Consider the following 19588-nt stretch of genomic DNA (forward strand, 5'->3'; position numbering starts at 1 on the left):
GGCCGCCTCGTGATCACCCCCGGTACGCCCCCGGGGGCCGACCAGCTGCTCGCCGGCCGTTACCGCCTGGGCCGTCTGATCGGCCGGGGCGGTATGGGTGCGGTGTGGACCGGTCACGACGAGATGCTCAACCGCGACGTCGCGATCAAGGAACTGATGCCCGCCCCCGGGGTCACCCAGGCCCAGCGCGACGAGCTGACCTTGTGGATGCTCCGTGAGGCGAGGGCCGCCGGGCGCATCGACCACCCGTCCGCCGTCACGGTGTACGACGTGTTCCAGGCCGACGGGCGTCCCTGGATCGTCATGCAGTTCATCGACGGCAACACCCTCGCCGACGCGATCGCCGAGGAGACACTGACGCTGCACTCGGTGGTCACCATCGCGGTGAACCTGATCGACGCCCTGCGCGCCGCGCACCGCGCCGGGGTGCTGCACCGAGACGTGAAGCCCGCCAACGTGATGCTGACCAAGAGCGGGCAGGCGGTGCTCACCGACTTCGGCATCGCCAGCATGAGCGACGAGACCACCCTGTCCCCCACGGGTATGGCCGTCGGCTCGCCGAGCTACATGTCCCCCGAGCGCGCCCGCGGTGACCGCCCGAGCCCCAAGTGCGACATCTGGTCGCTGGGCGCCACGCTCTTCGCGGCCACCGAGGGCAACCCGCCCTTCCGTCGCCAGACGCAGCTGCTCACGCTCACGGCCATCGTCAACGAAGAGGCGCCCCCGGCCCGGCACGCGGGTCCGCTGGCCCCGGCGATCGCGGCGATGCTGACGAAAGACCCGCACGCCCGCCCCGACCTGCAGCACTCCCGCGCGATGCTCTACCAGGCCAAGTACGAGCTGGAGTCGCAGCTGGCCCAGGCCGAGCGCGACGAGCCCACGGCGGTGATCGCGCCGGTCACCGACACCCCGCCGGTGGCCCGCACGATGGTCGACCAGCGGCCCGTCACCGACGACATGCCCGCTCCGGCGCCGGTCTCCAAGCCTTCAACGGCGGACGTTCCGGTCGCCTCGGTCCCGGCCGTCACCGACCAGCCGGGCGGGAAGGGCGCCGTTCCCGTTCCGGACGACGAGGTGGCCCCGGGCGACGAGGTGGCCCCGGACGACGAGGTGGCCCCGGACGACGAGGCCGCTCCGGAGACCCCGGCTTCTGAAGACCGCTCGGTGGACGAGCCGAAGCCGGCCACCACCCAGAGCCCGGCGGTGGACGAGCCACCGGTTGCAGCGACCACCGCGGCTGCGGTCGCCGGGGCAGGCGTCGCCGGGGCAGGCGTCAGCGAGAAGTCCTCCACCGAGGACGCGGGCCCCGAAGACGCCAGCCCCGAGGACGCCGGTCCCGAAGACCCGGCATTCCCCGACACCGAGACGCTCGCCACCGAGACCTCCGACTCCGACGACTCCGAGACTTCCGACTCCGAGTCTTCCGGCTCCGAGACCTCCGACAGCAGCCCGGTTCCCGGGGCAGACCCAGCTCTCGGGGCAGACCCGGTTCCTGGGGCAGACCCAGCTCTCGAGGCAGACCCGGCTCCCGGGGATGAGCCGGAAGCGGTGCGCGAGGCCCGTCCCGAACCCGAGCGCCCGTCGGCCGACACTGCCGCCGAGAACGAACCCGCCCCCGAGACGCCCGCGACGGCCACCGATCCCACGCCGCCCGGGCCGGTGAGCCCGGCCGGCGAGGCCGACGCACACGAGGGTGACGCGTCTGCGGCCGCGAACCCCGTGACCGCGAACGCTCTCGCCCCGGAGACCACGAGCGCGGAAGCATCCCCCGCCGAGGCACCCTCCTCCGAGACCACAGCCCCCGGCACCGAGGCGCCCTCTCCCGAGCCCTCGTCCGCACGCATCCCCGACGCCGAGGCCTCGCCGGCCGAGCTGCCCACGTCGAGGGCGCGGGACACCGGGGCCTCGCCCGCGGCGACTCCGAACGCCGCAGCACCGGACGCCGCCCCCGACGAGATCGAGGGCGCGAAACCCACCGAGGTCAGCCCGGCCGAGGAACCCGACGAGCCGAGCGAACCCGAGGAAGCCACCGCCCCCGGAGAATCCCGCACACCGACCCCGGCGCCGGACTCCTCCGCCTCGGCTCGAGAAGCGTCCGACGAGACTCTTTCGGGTTCGGAAAGCACCGGTCCCGAAGCTCCTGGTGCAGCCGCCGAAACGCCGGTCTCCCCCTCGCTCACCTCGCCGGATCCCGAGGCCGAGTCCGACGCCCCGGAGGAGGCCGCTCTCGCGCAGCAGTCCGACGCAGCCGGGGAGTCCGTTGCTTCCGAGAAGGCGGTTCCCGAGGCTCAGACCGCCGCTCCCGAGAGGGCCGACCTCAGCGAAAGGGCCGACCTCACCGAGAAGGCCGACCTCACCGAGCGGGTCGACCCCACCGAGAAGGCCGACCCCACCGAGAAGGCCGACCCCACCGAGAAGGCCGACCCCACCGAGAAGGCCGCCACCGCGCAGCAGTCCGGCGAGCAGGCTGCCGTCGTCTCCGCGCAGACCGCGGCGGCCGCACCGCCTGTTCCCGCTCACCCGGCTGTTCCCGCTCACCCGGCTGTTCCCACCCCATCAGCCGCTGCCCCTCACCCCGCCGTGCCTGCCGCGCACCCCTCTGCACCCATCCCCCCGCAACCGCCGGGCGGGTCCGACGACCGCGGCTCGGCCTTCCGCAAGCCCGACCGCCGCGCCGTTCTCGCGCTGGTCGCGGCGCTCGTGGTCGCCCTGATCACCGTGCTCACGCTGCGACTGGGCGGTGACGACGACGCGGCCGACCCGTCCGCTGCCACCCCCACCCCGAGCGCTGCGGTGAGTGGGGAGGCGGACCCGACCACCACGTCCGCAAGCACCCCGACCGCAACCGAGACCGCCGGTGAGGCGCCCGCCCCCACACAAGCCGCGGACGACCCGACGCCGGACGACACAGCGAGCGACGACGGCGAGACCGAGCCCGACGACGACAACGGCGGCAGCGACAACAGCGACGACGACAACAGCGGCGTCGAGAACGAGAAGCCCTCTCTGCCCTCGAACTTCGGTGTCCGCAAGGACAAGACCGGCTTCCAGGTGGCGGTTCCGAAGAACTGGACCCGCTCGGCCAAGAACAGCAGCGTCTACTTCAGCGATCCCGACAGTGGCGCGTTCCTGCAGGTGGACACCACCACGTCCCCCAAGGCCGATGCTTACACCGACTGGAAGGCCCGCGAGCCCTCGGCCGACCAGCTCTACAGCGGCTACAAGCTGATCAAGCTCAAGCGGGTCGACTACCGCGACTGGAACGCCGCCGACTGGGAGTACACCTGGCAGCCCTCCAGCGGGAAACGCCACGTGCTGAACCGCAACATCCGGGTCAGCGACCAGCGTGCCTACGCCCTGGTGTGGACCACCCCGGCCGGCGACTGGGACTCCCTGCGCGACAACTTCGACGTCGTGCTCGAGAGCTTCCAGTCGGCCGACTGAGAGAAGCGGTCAGAGCCCGTCACGGCGCAGGGCGTCGATGACGGCCTTGACGTCGATCTCGGTGGCGTCGGTGGGAGCCTGCACGGTCTCGGCCTCGGCGTCGATCTTCACGTCGAGGGCGAGACGGGCGTCGGCGGGCGGGTTGTCGAGGAACTGAGCCACGTCGACGTTCACGCCGCTGAGCTTGTCGCCGTCGAGGGTGACGTCGAAAACGACGTCGCGCTCCTTCATCCCGGCGATCTCCTCGCGGAATTCGTCGCCGGTCTCGTCACCGGTGAGCGCGATCAGGTCGTCGGCCACGGCCTGGGCCACCTTCTTGGCGGGCACGGTGACGCGGTAGCCGTCGCCGTTCTGCGCGACCTGGGCGTCGCGGTCGAACGAGGCCTGCAGCGACTGCAGCAGGTCGTAGCTCTTCGAGGAGTCGGGCAGCGCCATCCCGGACAGGTCTTCGAGCAGCTTCTCCTCGCGCAGCACCCCCTCGGTCTTCTTCAGGTCGAGCGAGACCCATGTGCCGTCCAGCAGAGCGTTTCCCGGGCCGGAGATGCTCGCGTCCCAGTCCGCGAAGAGGGTCTTCAGCTCGGCGACGTCGAAATCGTACATCTCGGCGATCTTCTGGGTGTCGGTGCGCAGGTAGGCCATGCTGCCCACGCTGGCCACGTCGAGAAGCGACGCGTCCTGGTACTTCACCGAGGCGGACGACGAGCCGATGCCGTCGGCCAGCGTCTTTCCCTGCGGCGCGCTGACATTGGCGGTGATCGAGCCGTCGAGCACGACGGCGGTCTCCTTCAGGTCGGCGTCGGACTCCCGCTCGTCCTTCGGCAGCGCCGCGTTGATCTTCTGCAGGTCCGGCAGGGTCCCGTCGAGCGTGAACTCCAGACCGACGCCCGACGACGAGGCCAGGTTGCCGAACGCCTGCGAGACCTGCTCTTTCGGCGAGCCCGCGGCACCGGAGGTACCCGCCGAGCCCTGCGCGCCGCAGCCGCTCAGCACCACGGCGGCCGCCAGGCCGCAGCCGGTGAGGGCAATGAATCCAGTTCGCGTGGCCATGATGTCGTCCCGTTCGCTCAGGAGTCCCGGACGGCCGTTCCGTCCCGGTTTCTCCGTGTGCCGGAAACCTATCCGCGGCGCCGCGCCGTCCACGTCCGGCACAAGTCGCACGCCCGGGGTCGTCGAAAGGATGACTCACCGTGGGTGACGACAGGACGGCTCCACATCGACGGACGGCAGCAGGAGCACCGGGCACATCAGCCGCTCGAGCAGATCGGTGACCAGGCCGTTCGCGATGCCCGAGGCATTGCCGAGCACCACCAGACCGGCCTGCGCGGCCCGCTCACGGATCGCGACCGCCGCCGGCTGACGGGCCAGGGTGACGCTCCAGGGGGCGCCGGCGCCGAGGCCGGCCTGCTCGATCAGCGACATCATGTGGTCGGCGGCGCGGCGCATGGCGTGCGAGCGGCTCTCGCCCGGCACCAGGTCGAACGCGTGCAGCAGGTGCAGGGCCCGGCCGCGGCGCTGGCGTTCCTCCTCGGCCGAGCGGATCACCTCGACGCCCCGGTCGCCACCCGGAACGGCCGCGAGAATCGGCTCCCACAGGTTGGTTTCGCCCTCACGGGGAGCCTGGCGGGGACGCGTCTCGAGGCGGCCGGTGGGTACGACGAGCACCGGGGCGACGACGGCCCGCCGCAGCAGGCTGCCGGTCGAGTCGTTCTCGTGCAGGGGGCCGCCGAAACGGTCGGCTCCCCCGAGCACGAGCAGGGACGCGCGGGGCGACGGACGTCCGCCCCGGACGCCGAGGTCACCGAGTTCGCCGAGGTCGTCGAGGTCCAGATGGGCGGTCGTCACCGGCAGGTCAGGATGACGGGAGCGCGCGGCCCGGCCCGCCGCACGCAGACTGCGGCGGGTCTCGGCCTCCGACCAGGCCGGGCCGACGGCGTTCCAGCCGCCGGGCACCCGCAGCGGATTCCCCGGCCCGTGCTCACGGTCGGGCCGGGCGACCGAGACGATGAACAGCGGCAGTTGCCGCAGGTGGGCCTCGTCGGCGGCGACTCGTAAGGGACGCGGGTCGTCCCACCCGGCGTCGAAGCCCAGAATCACCCCGGTAGGCGCGCCGTCGAGAGCGTCCGGCCCGGTCATTCGTGCACCCCCTCGGGACTGTTCGTCCACCGAGACTCGCGCAGCACGTCCCTCGTCGTCAGTGCTGAAAGTCCCGGAGGCACGGGCGATCGGGCCTGATCAGTCGGCGAAGCAGGCCACCGGCAGCGGCACCGTGAGCACCGGCCGCCCGGCCGTGCGCACCAGGCGCGAGGCCACCTCCCCGGCCCTCGTGCCCACCACGATCACCTCCGCGTCAACCTGCTCGGCCACCTCGGCGATCGCGAACGCCGGGCCGCCCCGGAACGCGGTCACCGTCTCCAGCCGGCTCTTGACGCCCTCGCCGAGCAGCCGGGACACGGTCTGCGCCAGCCGCTCACGCAGATCCCGCTCCTCGGGACTCAGCACCATCCGCCCGTTCACCGACCGGGCGACGTGCACCACGGTGAGCTCGTGACCGAGCTCCCGGTTCACCATCGCGCGGGCCACTCCGAAGGCGTGATCGCCGCCCACGGAATCGTCCACCGCCACCAGGACGCGCTCGAACATGACGTTTCTCCTCCGCGACAACGGCTGACCATGACGTACACGGTCACGGTGCGCCCCCTTCACCGGCTTCTCACAGTCCCGAAGGTCCCCCCACCCCCAGGACCCCACTGCCCCGGAGGAGGTCATCACTGCCTCAAGGCCGGTAAAAGCCTTTCCCTCGAACGGGATACGGCCCGGGCCCGGCGGACTGGCCAGGCGCGTCACCACCGGAGTACGGTCTGCCACCTCAGCACAGGAACCGCACAGGAGAGGTCCTTGACCACCAACCGCAGCGTGCTGTCCCGTGAAGACATCATGCGGGGCGCCACCCAGCACTTCCTGAGCCACGCCACGCTCGACATGGACCTCCTGGCGCGCGAGCTGGTGGTCAGCCGGGCCACGCTCTACCGGGCCGTGGGCAGCCGCGACAAACTGCTGGGCGACGTGTTCGGGGCGGTCAGCCGGTGGCTGTTCCAGAACGCCCGCGTCCGGGTCGGGCCGCTGTCCGGGCCCGACGACGTCATCGCGATCACCCGCACCTACCTCGAGATGCTCGAGCAGGCGAACGCGTTCCGCACCTTCCTGCGTGAGGATCCGCAGGTCGCGTCGCGGGTCATCTTCACCACCGCGGGCAACGTCCAGCAGCGCTCGGTGGAGGAGCAGACCGAGATCTTCCGGGAGGCCGGGCTGACCGGCGACGACCTGGGCCGACGGGCGTTCCTCTACGTGCGCATCGTCGAGTCGGTGCTGTTCGCAGAACTGCTCGGCGCCGGCCAGATGTTCCTGGCCGACGCCGAGCCGTCGTTGCGGGCGCTGCTGTTCAGGGCGTGAAGCTCGCGCAGGTGTTGCTGTACTCCGAGGCCTTCGTACCGGCCGAGCCGTCACAGATGAACGTGCGGTACCGCTCGTCGTTGTCCACGAACAGCTTCAGCCAGGAGATGCTGTACTTCGCGATCGTGGTGTTGGACATGTTCGGCGCGAAGTGCGAGGCCCCCGCCAGCTCGAGGTAGGCCTTGCCCGGCGCGTCGGGCAGCGAGCGGTAGAACGGCTTGGCGTGCGAGGACACGGCCGCCACGGTGTCGGCCTGGGCCCCCACCACCAGCGTCGGCACCTTGCTGGAGGAGAACGACTTCTTCGTGTCCCACGGCGTCAGCGGCACCGCGGCCTGCAGCGACGGCCGGCTCAGCGACGCCTCGAGGGTGCCGCCACCACCCATCGAGTGCCCCATGACAGCCAGGCGGGTCTTGTCGATGCGGTTCGCGACCCGGCTGTCGGCGGTGACCTGGTCGAGCGCCGCCAGCAGCTGCCGGCCCCGGCTGGCGGGCTGGTCGGACGTGGTGGTGGTGTCGATGTTGATCACCACGAAGCCCTGCGAGGCCACCCGCTGCGCCAGCCACGCCATGCTCGACTTGTAGGCGGTGAACCCCGGCGAGATGGCCACCGCACCGAAGGTGCCCTGACTGGTGTCGGTCGGGTAGTACACGTCGGCGCCGCCGAAGCCGCTGGCCTGCAGCCGCGAGATCGAGATCTGCGAGGTGGCGAAGGGGCCGCGGGTGGCTTCGACGGAGGACGCGGTGGGGGCCGGACCGCGCTGGTAGGAGTCGGTCGGCTCCTCGGCGTGGGCGCCCGGGCCGAGCAGGAAGCCTCCGGCCACCAGGGCCGTGGCGAGGGCTCCGGTCAGCAGGAGCCGGGATCGGGTCAGCCTCGAGTTCACGGGTCGATTTCCTTTCGGCGAAAGCGATGGGGACGCAACGATCCTCGCGAGCCGCGGTCAGGGCTTTCAACCGCGCGGGGTCAACGTGAGACGGAGGTCCGGGCATTCGTGACGATTGCCCTTGACGTCGAATCCGACTCTCTCGCAACGCATTGCAGCCACCCCAAGGCGACCTCAACCCGGCGTCAACGTCAGCTCATCATCGATGCCATGTGAACACAGTGCGTTATGTTGCTGAATGCGACTTAAAGGCTTTATGTTGCGTCGTGGTCATATCGCCCGGCAACCCCTTCGGACCCCCGCTCGACACCCAGCCCTCATCGCCGAAGATCTCGACGGGTGCCCGGCACAGTTCGCAGGTGCGTCGGACGGGCACCGCGGAACGCTGGGCCTTCGGGCAGCACCGTCTCGGGCTGGCAACGGGCGTGGTCACCATCGTCGTCACCGCCTGGGGCCTGGCCCGCAGCGCACTGTGGCTCGACGAGGGCGCCACCGTCGTCGCCACGCAGCGCACCTGGTCGGACCTGTGGACGCTGGGCGAGGGCGCCGAGACCCCGCTCCTGCCCTACTACGTCGCGCTGAAGCTGTTCGCCGGCGTCGCCCGCACCCTGGCACCGGCTCTCGAGCACCACCCCGAGATCCTGTTCCGCCTGCCCTCGGTCATCGTCACCGTGCTCGCGGCCTGGCTGCTGGCGGCCTGGGCGAGCCGCCTCGCACCGCCCCGCCTGGTCGTGGCCGCCGGGACGATGTTGCTTGCGTGCAGCGGCTTTTCCCGGTACGGGCAGGAGGCAAGGCCCTACGCCGCCGTGCTCTTCCTGGCCGTCGTGGCCACCGTGCTGTGGACCACCCTGGCCGACGACCCGCGTCCACGCTGGCTCGTCGCGTACGCCCTGAGCCTGACCGCGATGGTCGTCATGCACACCTTCAGCGCCGGACTGGCCGGCGCCCATGTTCTCGCGGCGCTGGTCTGCCTTCCGGCCGGGCGTCGCGGCCCCGTCTTCTGGCGCACCGCCGGAGCGGGTGCCGTCGGGGTCATGCTCGCCGCACCTGCGGCCGTGCTGTCGTCGCGTAACGGCACCGGCCCGCTCTACGTGTATCCCGACGTCACGCCCCACGACGCGCTGACGGTGTTCGTGCGCCTGTTCACGCTCGAGGAGTCACCCCTGCTCGGCCTCGGCCCGGTGCTGATCCTGGCCCTGGCCGGTCTCTTTCAGGTGCGCCCCGGCCCGTTCTCGTTCATCGCCCGCCTGGCCGCGTGCTGGGCGGTCGTGCCGCTGCTGGCGATGGTCCCGGTGCTGGTCGTGCACCCCAACCTGCTGTTCGAGCGGTACGTGCTCTTCGTGGTCCCGGCCTGGGCGCTGCTCGCCGGTCTGGGCGTCGTCACCCTCGCCGACCTGGTACCGACCCGCCTCGGCGCGGTCTCGGCCCTCACGCTGCTCCTGGCCGGAACTCTCGCCCTCCAGGCCGGCTCGCACCGCGAGATCCGCCAGGAGGACGGGCATTCCGAGGACGTCCGGCCGGTGCTGGCCCTGGCCTCGCAGCCGCCGTACGCGGATCTGCCCATCGTCTCCTCGTCCCGGTTCGGCTCGGTCGAGATCGGCGCCTACGCCCAGGCCGACGAGCACCGCCTGGTCACGCACCGGGTGCAGCGTGACGAGACGGCGATCTGGCCCGCCGCGGTGCCCGAGACGAAGGCCCGGCGTCTCCTGCAGCACCATGACCAGGTGATCCTGCTGCAGCGCGCCAACTCCGACCCGGGCTGCGAGCAGGCGCGGGTGCCGGTGCCGGTCGAGGAGATCGAGCGCTGCCAGCCGGACCTGCTGAAGAAGCTGGGGTTCCGGGTACAGAGGCTCGAACCCTCCGGCACCGGGTGGGTCTTCGCCCTGATGACCCGACCGGACCAGCAGTAGCGGATTGGCCCGCGAAAGAGCCCGCGCGGGATCCTAGTCTCGGCGTGCATGGAGATCCTCACGTTCCGCGCCTTCACCACGCCCGACGCCGACCCGCGCTCGGGCAACCCGGCCGGCGTGGTGATCGACGCGGACGCGCTCACCCCCGACGAGATGGTGGGTATCGCCGCCGAGCTGGGCTTCAGCGAGACCGCGTTCCTGTCCGCGATCAGCGGCAACGCCGTCACCGTCCGGTACTTCACGCCCCGCGCCGAGATCGCGTTCTGCGGTCATGCCACGATCGCCTCCGGCGTGGCCCTGGCCCGGCAGGGCAGCGCGCCCCTGGTCACGTTCAGCACCCGGCGCGGTGAGGTGCCGGTCGAGGTCACGCCCGGGGCGGCGACGCTCGTGGCGGTGGACACGACCGTGGACCCGCTCGAACCCGGCCAGGTCAGCGAGCTGCTCACGGCACTGCGCCTGGCGCCCGCAGACCTGGACCCCGAACTGCCGCCCGCCTTCGTGCGGGGCGGCAATCCGCACCCGATCCTGTTCGTGCGCCCCGGGGTGCTCGACGGGCTGGACCACGACGACCAGGCCGTGCTCGCGCTTCAGGACCGGGAGGGCTGGGACGGCACCGTGCCCGTGGTCGAGCGCATCTCGGCCGGGCACTTCGCGAGCCGCAACCCGTTCCCGCGTGGCGGGATCCGCGAGGACCCCGCCACCGGCTCGGCCGCTGCCGGGCTCGGGTACTACCTGCGCGCGGGCGGCCACATCAGCGCGCCGGCCACGATCGAGGTGCGGCAGGGCGCCGAGGTCGGTCACCCGTCGCTGATCAGCGTGGAGATCCCGGCGCACGGACGCGTGCGGGTCACGGGGACGGCGGCGCCGGTCAGCTCCTGAGATCGTCGCTGCCGAATCTGGTGTCCACCTGCTCGAGCGCTACGACCTCCACGAGGTCTTCCAGGCCGCGGAAGCTTGGTCGAGGGTGTAGAACCTGGCCGCGTGAGCGTGTTCGGCCATGCTCACCACGCTGATAGCGAGCTGCCCGGGGACCAGGTCCTGAGGCGTTCCTGAGGCGTGTACCTCACGAGGGATCGCACTGATGCCACTCGCCCGACGAGCGCCCCGGCCGTCAGGACCGGGTGAACGTCAGGTGGGTGACGCCGCTGGGTGAGGAGACCGTCTCGATGTCGTAGCCGGCCTCGGCCCCCTCGAGCCCGTCCCAGACCCGCACGCCGCGCCCGAGCAGGATCGGCACCTGCACGAAGTGGATGTGGTCGACCAGCCCCGCCGCGATGAAGTCCCGCACCATCGTGGGGCCGCCACCGATGCGCACGTCCTGCCCGCCGGCCGCCTCTTTCGCCAGCTCGAGCGCCTTCTCGGGCGTGGTGTCGAGGAAGTGGAAGGTGGTGCCGCCCTCCATCTCCAGCGGCTGCGACGGAGGACGGTGGGTCAGCACGAAGGTGGGTGTGTGGAACGGCGGGTTGGGCCCCCACCAGCCCTTCCAGTCCGGGTCGTCCTGCCAGCAGGGCGGGCCGAACTTGCCCGCGCCCATGATCTCGGCCCCGATACCGGGCTCGTGCTGCTGGGCGAACGCGTCGTCGACGCCGCTGGCGCCCCCTTCACCGCCCATGATCCCGGCGCCGAAGCGCGTGGCGAACATCCACTGGTGCATGCGGTGCCCGGCGTGCCCGAAGGGTGCATCCAGGCTCAGCCCCTCACCGGTGCCGAACCCGTCCAGGGAGATGCTGAAGTTGTGAATGCGGGTGCGGCTCATCTGCGGACTCCGTCGGTTGGCTGACACGTCACGAAGGGAGACTGCCCGCTCCCGGCGAACTCATCGCCGGAAATCGAGGTGATTCGCCCCCGGTACCCGACCTAGGCTGCGGTTCGTGACCGACCTCGAACGCGTTCTCGATGCCGCCCGCACCGCAGTCCGTGAGCACGGCGACGACCATACCCACACCGTCGCCGCCGCGGTGCTCGACGAGCACGACCGCATCCACGTCGGCCTGAACCTCCACCACTTCACCGGCGGCCCCTGCGCCGAGATCGTGGCCCTGGCCACGGCGCGCACGGCCGGCGCGCGCGATCCGCGGCTCATCGTGGCCGTCGGCGATGACGGACGCCGGGTGCTGGCTCCCTGCGGACGCGACCGTCAGGTGCTGCTCGACTACTACCCCGGCATCCGCGTCGTGATCCCCACGCTCGACGGGCTCGTCACGGTGCCCACGCCCGACCTGCTGCCGTTCGGCTACGACCTGGCCAGCCAGATGAACCCGGAGCTGCGCTTCCACCGCAGGCACCTGCCGACCGTGCGCGACGGCAGCAAGCGCATCACGATGCGGCACGGCGAGACGCCGCAGGCCGGCCCGGTGACGCTGGTGTTCGAGCTCGGCAACGAGGTGACGATGCCCGGGCGGATCACGTCGACCGTGGCCAAGCTGGTGCGCGAGGTGACCGACGAGGAGGCCCGCGAAGACGGGTTCGCCGACGCGGAGGCCGTGCTGCCGGGGCTGCGGGAGTACTACCCCGGCCTGGCGGCCGAGGACCCGATCGTCATCGTGCGGTTCGAGACGACCTGACCTGATCCGGATCAGACCTCCGGGAAGGCGATCACCGACAGGAACCGGATCGGCAGCCCCTCGAGCTCGACCGGCCCGTGCGCGCCCTCGCCGTCGAACTGCAGCGAGTCGCCGGGCTCGAGCCGGTAGACCTCGCGCCCGTGCCCGTACGACATCACACCCTCGAGCATGAAGATGAACTCGGTGCCCGGGTGCTGGAACAGCGGGTAGGTCTCGGACTGCTCGGTCAGCGTGACCTGCAGGCTCTCGAGCCGTTTGTGCTCACCGCGCAGCGACCCGAGCAGCTCGTACTCGTGGCCCTCGCGGGTGCCCTCGCGCACGATGCGCGCGCCCGAGCCGGCCTTGACGAACGACGCCTGCCGTTCGGTTTCGGCCCCCCGCAGCAAGGCGGTGACCGGCACGTCGAACGCCCGGGCGAGCAGCGCCAATGTGGTCAGGCTGCAGGAGATCTGGGCGTTCTCGATCTTGGAGAGCATGGCCTTCGACAACCCCGCCTTCGACGCCATCTCGGCCACCGACAGGCTGGTCTGCTGCCGGAGCCGGCGCACGTTCAGGCCGATCGCCGCCTCGAGCCCCAGCACCTCGCCGAGGTCGGAGGGACTGCGGTCGCGGGTCGTGCCGGTGTTACGCAGCAGCGGGGCGTCACTCACGCGTCTGATCCTAGGAGGTCTTCGAGCACCGCGGCCAAGGCGACCGCCCCTTCCTCGGCGTCCGCGGCCTCCACGAACTCTTCCGGTGAGTGCGACACCCCGGTCGGGTTACGGGTGAAGAGCATGGCCGTGGGCACGTGCGAGGCCAGCGCCCCGGCATCGTGACCCGCACCTGTGGCCAGCAGCGGCGCCTGCGGGAGCACAGCCCCGACACGGTCACGCAGCCGGGCGTCGAAGTGCACCGTGCCACCGTACGACTCCTCGGTCAGCGTCACGTGACACCCCTGCCCCAGGGCGATCTCGGCCGCGCGATCACCGATCTCGCGCACCACGGCCGCTGTCACCGCGTCGTCGGGATGCCGCGCGTCAAGCCACAGATCCACCCGGGAGGCGATGACATTCGTGCCTCCCGGCACCGGGACCAGCCGGCCGACCGTCGCCCGGGCCCCGTCGAACCGCCGGGCGATCTCCTGCACCGCCACGACGATCCCGGCCGCCGCCACCATCGGGTCACGCCGGTCGCGCATCAGGGTGCTGCCCGCATGATTGCCCTCGCCGGTGACGCTCAGACGCCAGCGCCCGTGCCCCAGGATCGACGAGGCCATCGCCACCGGCTGATCGAGATCGGCCAGGCCGCGCCCCTGTTCGACGTGAAGTTCGACGAAGGCGGCCGTGCGGCGCAGTCTTTCATGATCGGCGCCGATGAGGGACGCGTCGAGGCCCGCTCTCACGGCCGCCTCACCGAACGTCGTGCCCTCGGAATCGCGGAGGTTCAGGGCCTTCTCCGGCGAGATCGCCCCCGTCATCAGGCGTGAGCCCAGGCAGGCCACCCCGAACCGCGCTCCCTCCTCCTCGGGGAACGCCACGATCGCCAGCGGACGCCGGGCGGCGAACCCTCGCGCGTCGAGCAGGTCGAGAGCCGCGAACGACGACGCGATGCCGAGCGGCCCGTCGAAGGCTCCCCCACCGGGCACCGAGTCCAGGTGGCTGCCGGTGACCACCGCGTCTGTCATCGACGACCCCGGACGCCAGGCCCACAGCGCCCCGTTGCGATCGACCTCGACCTCCAGGGAACGCCGCGACGCCTCGGCGGTGAACCATTCCCGCAGCGCCATTTCCGAGGAGTCGAAGACGAACCGCGAGTAGCCACCGCGCGTCGTGTCGCGCCCGACATCCTCGATGTCGCGAAGGAGACCCGAGACGCTCACCGCAGCACCCCGTGCGCCAGCGTGAACCGAGCCGGCACCACCCCACCGGTGGCCGACGCGGCGGCCAGTTCACCCAGCAGCGGAGCGAATTTCGCCCCGTGACCGGAACACGGTGACAGGACCGTGACCCCGTCGGCCGTGTCGATCACGAAGTCTTCGTGCGGGGTGCTCGTGAACAGGCAGGTGGTCTCGGCGTAGGGCTCGGGCACCAGACCGGGCAGGTTCCGCTCCACATGAGCGATCACCCGCTCACGGTTGACCGGGTCGATCTGCCCGGTCTGCGCGGCGGCCGACCCGATCGACGGACCGCCGTTGAACTCGGCCAGTTTCTGCCCCCTGAACGCGGCGTCACGACCACCCGGCAGGCTGTAGACCTGCATCGTGCCGGTCTTGTGAATGAAGGTGGGCCACGGCTTCTCGTCGCGATAGGGGAAGTGGTACGCGTTCTCCTGCCGTACCGTCAGCCCGGGCAGCCGGCCGCTCAGCGCACCGGGCAGCTGAGGCACGAGGTCGGGCAACCAGCCCCCGGCACTGATGACGACGTGATCGGCCCGGTACTCGGCCCCGGCCTCGGTGGCCACCAGCCACCGCGAACCCTCACGGCGCAGAACGGAAACCACCGCCCCCGTGTGCACGACCGCCCCGGACTCCACGGCCAGCCGCACCATCGCCAGCACCGCGCGCTCGGCATCGATCACGCCCGCCCCCGGATGCCAGAGCACGTCGGTTCTGAAATCCATTCCGGCCCATCGCTCCCCGGCCTCCCCCGCCGTCAGCAGCTCATGTTCCACACCGCACGCCTTCAGCACCCCGGCCAGCCCCGAGGGGTCTCGCAGCCGCCCGTGGTCGAGCGAACCGGTCGGCGTGATCAGCTGCTCCCCCGCCAGAGCCTCCAGCTCGGTCCACCCCCGACGGGCCCGCACCACCAGGTCGGTCCAGAACGCGTCCGGATAAGCATACCGGAAGATTCGGGCCGAACCGTGCGAACTACCCTGCGGATTGGCCGGTTCCGCGCGCTCGAGCACCGTGACGTCGTGCCCGTGGCGGGCCAGGTGCCAGGCCGTGGCCGAGCCCGCGAGCCCGGCCCCGACCACCACGAAGGAGCTCACCGCCCGGGGATCCAGCTCGTGCCGGCCAGCGGGATGCGGGCCATGGCGGCGGCCTCGATGGTCACGGCCACCAGGTCCTCGGGCTCCAGGTGCTGCAGGTGCGCCTTGCCGCAGGCCCGGGCGATGGTCTGCGCCTCCATCGTGAGCACCCGCAGGTAGTTGGCCAGGCGGCGCCCACCCTCGATCGGGTCGAACCGGGCCGCCAGCTCCGGGTCCTGGGTGGTGATGCCGGCCGGGTCGCGCCCGTCCTGGAAGTCGTCGTAGAAACCGGCCGCGCTGCCCAGTTTCTCGTACTCCGCCGCGTACTTCGGGTCGTTGTCGCCCAGCGCGATCAGGGCCGCCGTGCCGATCGCGACCGCGTCGGCGCCCAGGGCCATCGCCTTGGCCACGTCGGCGCCGGTGCGGATACCGCCCGAGACGACGAGCTGGACCTTGCGGTGCAGCCCGAGCTCCTGCAGCGCCTGCACCGCCTGCGGGATCGCGGCCAGCGTCGGGATGCCCACGTGCTCGATGAAAACGTCCTGCGTGGCCGCGGTTCCGCCCTGCATGCCGTCGACGACGACCACGTCGGCGCCCGAGGCCACGGCCAGCTTCACGTCGTAGTAGGTGCGGGTGGCGCCGACCTTGACGTAGATCGGCTTCTCCCAGTCGGTGATCTCGCGGATCTCGGCGATCTTGATGGCGAGGTCGTCCGGGCCGGTCCAGTCCGGGTGACGGCAGGCGCTGCGCTGGTCGATGCCGACGGGCAGCGTGCGCATCCCGGCGACCCGCTCGGAGATCTTCTGGCCCAGCAGCATTCCGCCGCCGCCGGGCTTGGCGCCCTGGCCGAGCACGATCTCGATGGCGTCGGCCTTGCGCAGGTCGTCGGGATTCATGCCGTAACGGCTGGGCAGGTACTGGTAGACGAGGTGCTTGGACTGGCCGCGTTCCTCCGGGGTCATGCCGCCGTCACCCGTGGTCGTGGACGTGCCCGCCTCCGAAGCGCCTCGTCCCAGTGCCTCCTTGGCCCGGCCCGACAGGGCGCCGAAGCTCATGCCCGCGATCGTGACCGGGATGTCGAGGTGCAGCGGGAACTTCGCGTTGCGGTCGCCGAGCACCACGTCGGTGCCGCAGCGTTCGCGGTAGCCCTCGAGCGGGTACCGGCTCATCGAGGCGCCGAGGAAGAGCAGGTCGTCGAAGTGTGGCAGCGACCGCTTGGCGCCCCAGCCCCGGATGTCGTAGATCCCGGTCTCGGCGGCGCGCTGGATCCCGGCGATGGTGGCGCGGTCGAAGGTGGCGGATTCGCGCAGACCGCGCTGGGCGTGGTTCATGGCCGACCCTTTCCGTGAGGCGAGTCAGGAGGACGATTCAGGGGGACGATTCAGTAGGACGAGGTGTTGGACGCGTGGAAGTGGTAGAGCGTGCGGGCCGATCCGTAGCGGGTGTAGTCCGCCGGGTCGTCGCCCTCGAACCTGGCCTGCTTCAGCAGATCCGAGAGCTCTTCGACGTGCTCGGGCCGCATCTCCTTGGCCACGCAGTCGGCGCCCAGCGAGGCCACGGCGCCGCGCACGTAGATGCGGGTCTCGTAGATCGAGTCGCCCAGACCTTCGCCGGCGTCGCCGCGCACCACGAGCCGCCCCGCCTGGGCCATGAACGCGCTGTTGTGGCCGACGTTCCCGCCGACGACGATGTCGACGCCCTTCATCGAGATGCCGCAGCGGGCCGCCGCGTCACCCTCGACCACGAGCAGCCCGCCGTGCGCGGTGGCCCCGGCCGACTGAGAGGCGTTGCCCTTGACCACGACCGAGCCGCTCATCATGTTCTCGGCCACACCGGTGCCGGCGTTGCCCTCGATCACGACGTCGGCCCGCTGGTTCATGCCGGCGGCGTAGTAGCCGACGTGGCCCTTGACGGTGACCCTGGTTTCACCGGAGAGCCCCACGGCCACGTTGTGCGCCCCGGCCGGGTTCTCGATCGTCACCGCGGCGGCGAGGCCGGGAGCGTGCAACGCCCCGTTCACCTCACGCAGCGGCGTGGTGTTCAGGTCGAAAGTCAGCGGGTCCATGCGTAGATCACCTCCGGCTCGGGCTCCCAGATGCGAGCCGTCTCCACCCCCGGCAGGTGCGCGAGGGCTCGGTACTCACTGGCCATCGCGACCCAGTCGCCGGTCTCGGCGATGACGGCGGGCTTGCAGGCGATGGCGTCGCGCACGACGGCGAAGCTGTCGGCGTTGGACACCAGCAGCGTGTAGAAGCCGTCGAAGGTGGTGAGCAGTTCCTTCAGGGCGGTCTCGACGTCCTTGCCCTGGGCCAGCTGGTGGGCCACGAAGCGGGCGCCGACCTCGGTGTCGTTCTCGCTGTCGAAACGCACGCCCTCGGATCGCAGTTCGCGGCGGATCGTGGCGTGGTTGGAGAACGAGCCGTTGTGCACCAGGCACTGGTCGGGCCCGACGGCGTACGGGTGCGCGCCCGACGGCGTGACGGCCGACTCGGTGGCCATCCGGGTGTGCCCGACGCCCTGCCAGCCCTGGGCGCTCTCAAGGCCCCACGCGGTGGCCAGGTCACGCGGGTGACCGACGCCCTTGAGCACCGTGACCTCGTGGCCGAATCCGGCCACCAGCACGTCCGGGGCGACCTCACGCACGGCGTCCAGCAGCCCTTGCCCCGGGGACGTCAGCACCAGGGTGTCACCGGCCCACTGCCCGGCCACCGGGGCGCCCAACCGGGCCGACACCCTCGAGGCGACCGCGTCGTCCTTCATCTCGAGCAGCGAGACGGACCACTGCCCCTCGGGTGACCAGCGACGGTCGCCGTAGACGGCGACCCCGGCGGAGTCGGCGCCGCGGTCCTGCATCTCGCAGAGCATGCCGGTGAGCAGTGCACCGAGCCGGGGATGGAGCTCCGGGTTGCGCAGGTGCAACCCCACGATTCCGCACATCGGCGAATCCCTTTCTCTTGCTGGTGGTTCAGAAGGCCGTCAGGTAGCTGTCGATCTCCCAGGACGAGACCGAGGAGTGCCAGGCGAAGAACTCCTCGCGTTTGAGGTCGGCGAAATAGGCCGAGGGACGCAGGGTCTCCCAGTCGTGGGGCACGGCGGCGTCGAGGATCTGGGTGACGAGAGCGTCGGCCTCGAGCGCGTCGACCGCGTGCAGCAGGGTGCGGGGCAGCTCACCGATGCTGTCGGGACACGAACCGACCGGGCCCGGGTCGACGCTGCGCTTGATGCCGTCGAGGCCGGCGCCCAGGGCGGCGGCGATGGCCAGGTACGGGTTGGCCGAGCCGTCACCGCCGCGCAGTTCGACGCGCTGGGCGTCGGGCACGCGGACGTAGTGGGTGCGGTCGTTGCCACCGTAGGTCGGGCGGCGCGGGGCCCAGGAGGCGCCGGAGGAGGTGGAGACCGCGCCGGTGCGCTTGTACGAGTTCACGGTCGGGGCGATCACCGACTGCAGGGCCGGGGCGTGCTCGAGCAGGCCGCCGACGAAGGCGTAGGCGGTCTCGGACAGGTCGAGGCCCTTGGCGTCGTCCGGGGCCGGGAACACCGGGTTGCCGTTGCTGGTCAGCGAAAGATGCAGGTGCAGGCCGGATCCGGTGCGGTCGGCGAACGGTTTGGGCATGAACGTGGCGATCATGCCGCGCTCGTCGGCGAGCATCGAGAGCAGGTAGCGCAGGGTGACGACGCGGTCGGCGGTGGTCAGGGCGTCGGCGTAGTTGAAGTTCTGCTCGAACTGGCCGTTGCCGTCTTCGTGGTCGTTGGCGTAGTTGCCCCAGCCCAGGCCGTTCATGGCGGTGGAGACCGAGGTCAGGTGCTCGTACATGCGCGTCAGGCCGCGCACGTCGTAGCAGGGCTGGGCCGCGTCGTCGGCGTCGTCGGCGGGCACCAGGGCACCGGTGGCATCGCGCTTGAGCAGGAAGTACTCGACCTCGGCACCGACCCAGGGCTCGAAGCCGGCGTCCGCGGCCTGGCGCACCATCGACTTCAGGATGTTGCGCGGGGCGAACGGCCAGGGCTCGCCGTTGACGTGGGGGTCGCAGTGCACGAGCGCCAGGCCCTCCTTGAGGAAGGGCACGGGCGTGAAGGACGCGGGGTCGGGCTTGGCGACGAGGTCGGGGTCGCGGGGTTCCTGGCCCATCGCGCCGACCGCGTAGCCGGCGAAGCCGACGCCCTCGGTGGCGAGCTCGTGGACGGCCTCGACCGGGACCAGCTTGGCGCAGGGCTTGCCCCTCAGATCGACGAAAAGGGCCAGCACGAAGCGGGTTCCCGTCTGCTCGCAGAGCTCGGCCAGTTCGGTGGTCGTCTTCATGGGGCGGTTCTCCGGTCCGGTCGATGGGTTTACCGATGAGAATCGATGTCCACCACGAGTAGACGTTCTCATTGTTTCGCCGGAATTACCA

The 19588-nt window shown here is 71.1% G+C and carries 17 protein-coding genes; 5 read left to right on the top strand and 12 right to left on the bottom strand.

The features are described 5' to 3' along the window. Positions 1–9 precede the first annotated feature (9 nt). The gene (locus J2S57_RS33640; RefSeq protein WP_307250347.1) at positions 10–3444 is read left to right on the top strand and encodes a serine/threonine-protein kinase; all 3435 of its coding nucleotides are present in this window, start codon (positions 10–12) and stop codon (positions 3442–3444) included. 9 nt (positions 3445–3453) lie between these two features. Here J2S57_RS33640 and J2S57_RS33645 read toward each other — a convergent pair whose 3' ends face one another. The 3 genes from J2S57_RS33645 to J2S57_RS33655 form a co-directional block, all read right to left on the bottom strand. Further along, a complete protein-coding gene (locus J2S57_RS33645; protein ID WP_307250349.1) occupies positions 3454–4491 on the bottom strand; it encodes a hypothetical protein in 1038 nt (345 codons plus the stop codon). Between the two features lie 135 nt (positions 4492–4626). After that, complete coding sequence (locus tag J2S57_RS33650; protein WP_307250351.1) at positions 4627–5577, bottom strand: universal stress protein; 951 nt, start codon at positions 5575–5577, stop codon at positions 4627–4629. Positions 5578–5676: 99 nt separating this feature from the next. Then, positions 5677–6084, bottom strand: a complete 408-nt coding sequence (locus J2S57_RS33655) for a universal stress protein (RefSeq protein ID WP_307250353.1) — start codon at positions 6082–6084, stop codon at positions 5677–5679. Between the two features lie 255 nt (positions 6085–6339). On the opposite strand from J2S57_RS33655, the gene J2S57_RS33660 reads away from it, so the two are divergent. Then, entirely contained in the window at positions 6340–6894 is a 555-nt protein-coding gene (locus J2S57_RS33660) for a QsdR family transcriptional regulator (RefSeq protein WP_307250355.1), read from the top strand. Here J2S57_RS33660 and J2S57_RS33665 read toward each other — a convergent pair. Next, entirely contained in the window at positions 6884–7777 is an 894-nt protein-coding gene (locus tag J2S57_RS33665; protein ID WP_307250357.1) for an alpha/beta hydrolase family protein, read from the bottom strand. The two genes, J2S57_RS33660 and J2S57_RS33665, sit on opposite strands and share 11 nt — an antisense overlap. Before the next feature lie 359 nt (positions 7778–8136). On the opposite strand from J2S57_RS33665, the gene J2S57_RS33670 reads away from it, so the two are divergent. Beyond that, positions 8137–9687 (top strand): glycosyltransferase family 39 protein, encoded by a 1551-nt coding sequence (locus J2S57_RS33670; RefSeq protein WP_307250360.1) that lies wholly within the window; start codon positions 8137–8139, stop codon positions 9685–9687. Positions 9688–9735: 48 nt separating this feature from the next. Further along, positions 9736–10566: a PhzF family phenazine biosynthesis protein gene (locus J2S57_RS33675; RefSeq protein ID WP_307250362.1), complete on the top strand. Its 831-nt coding sequence runs from the start codon at positions 9736–9738 to the stop codon at positions 10564–10566. Between the two features lie 232 nt (positions 10567–10798). Here the strand turns inward: J2S57_RS33675 and J2S57_RS33680 are convergent, their stop codons facing one another. Then, on the bottom strand, positions 10799–11443 hold the full coding sequence (locus tag J2S57_RS33680; RefSeq protein WP_307250365.1) for a dihydrofolate reductase family protein: 645 nt from the start codon (positions 11441–11443) through the stop codon (positions 10799–10801). Positions 11444–11558: 115 nt separating this feature from the next. On the opposite strand from J2S57_RS33680, the gene J2S57_RS33685 reads away from it, so the two are divergent. Beyond that, complete coding sequence (locus tag J2S57_RS33685) at positions 11559–12251, top strand: ASCH domain-containing protein (RefSeq protein ID WP_307250368.1); 693 nt, start codon at positions 11559–11561, stop codon at positions 12249–12251. A gap of 11 nt (positions 12252–12262) precedes the next feature. On the opposite strand, the gene J2S57_RS33690 is transcribed toward J2S57_RS33685, so the two are convergent. Genes J2S57_RS33690 through glnT form a run of 7 tightly spaced genes read right to left on the bottom strand, consistent with a single transcriptional unit; the run spans position 12263 to position 19497 of the window. After that, positions 12263–12901: a helix-turn-helix domain-containing protein gene (locus J2S57_RS33690; protein ID WP_307250370.1), complete on the bottom strand. Its 639-nt coding sequence runs from the start codon at positions 12899–12901 to the stop codon at positions 12263–12265. Continuing rightward, positions 12898–14109, bottom strand: a complete 1212-nt coding sequence (locus tag J2S57_RS33695) for an allantoate amidohydrolase (RefSeq protein WP_307250372.1) — start codon at positions 14107–14109, stop codon at positions 12898–12900. Before J2S57_RS33695 ends, J2S57_RS33690 begins: the two co-directional genes overlap by 4 nt. Next, positions 14106–15218, bottom strand: coding sequence for an FAD-dependent oxidoreductase (locus J2S57_RS33700; RefSeq protein ID WP_307250374.1), 1113 nt, complete (start codon positions 15216–15218; stop codon positions 14106–14108). Before J2S57_RS33700 ends, J2S57_RS33695 begins: the two co-directional genes overlap by 4 nt. Then, positions 15215–16528: an FMN-binding glutamate synthase family protein gene (locus J2S57_RS33705; RefSeq protein WP_307250376.1), complete on the bottom strand. Its 1314-nt coding sequence runs from the start codon at positions 16526–16528 to the stop codon at positions 15215–15217. Before J2S57_RS33705 ends, J2S57_RS33700 begins: the two co-directional genes overlap by 4 nt. 50 nt (positions 16529–16578) lie before the next feature. Continuing rightward, positions 16579–17262, bottom strand: coding sequence for a hypothetical protein (locus J2S57_RS33710; RefSeq protein ID WP_307250378.1), 684 nt, complete (start codon positions 17260–17262; stop codon positions 16579–16581). Then, positions 17250–18134 carry a class II glutamine amidotransferase gene (locus tag J2S57_RS33715; protein ID WP_307250380.1) on the bottom strand — a complete coding sequence of 295 codons (885 nt, stop codon included), beginning with the start codon at positions 18132–18134 and terminating at the stop codon, positions 17250–17252. The genes J2S57_RS33710 and J2S57_RS33715 overlap by 13 nt, the downstream gene beginning before the upstream one ends. Positions 18135–18162: 28 nt before the next feature. After that, a complete protein-coding gene (glnT, locus tag J2S57_RS33720; protein ID WP_307250382.1) occupies positions 18163–19497 on the bottom strand; it encodes a type III glutamate--ammonia ligase in 1335 nt (444 codons plus the stop codon). Positions 19498–19588 lie beyond the last annotated feature (91 nt).

The organism is Kineosporia succinea, assembly GCF_030811555.1.
GTDB classification, from domain to species: Bacteria; Actinomycetota; Actinomycetes; order Actinomycetales; family Kineosporiaceae; genus Kineosporia; species Kineosporia succinea.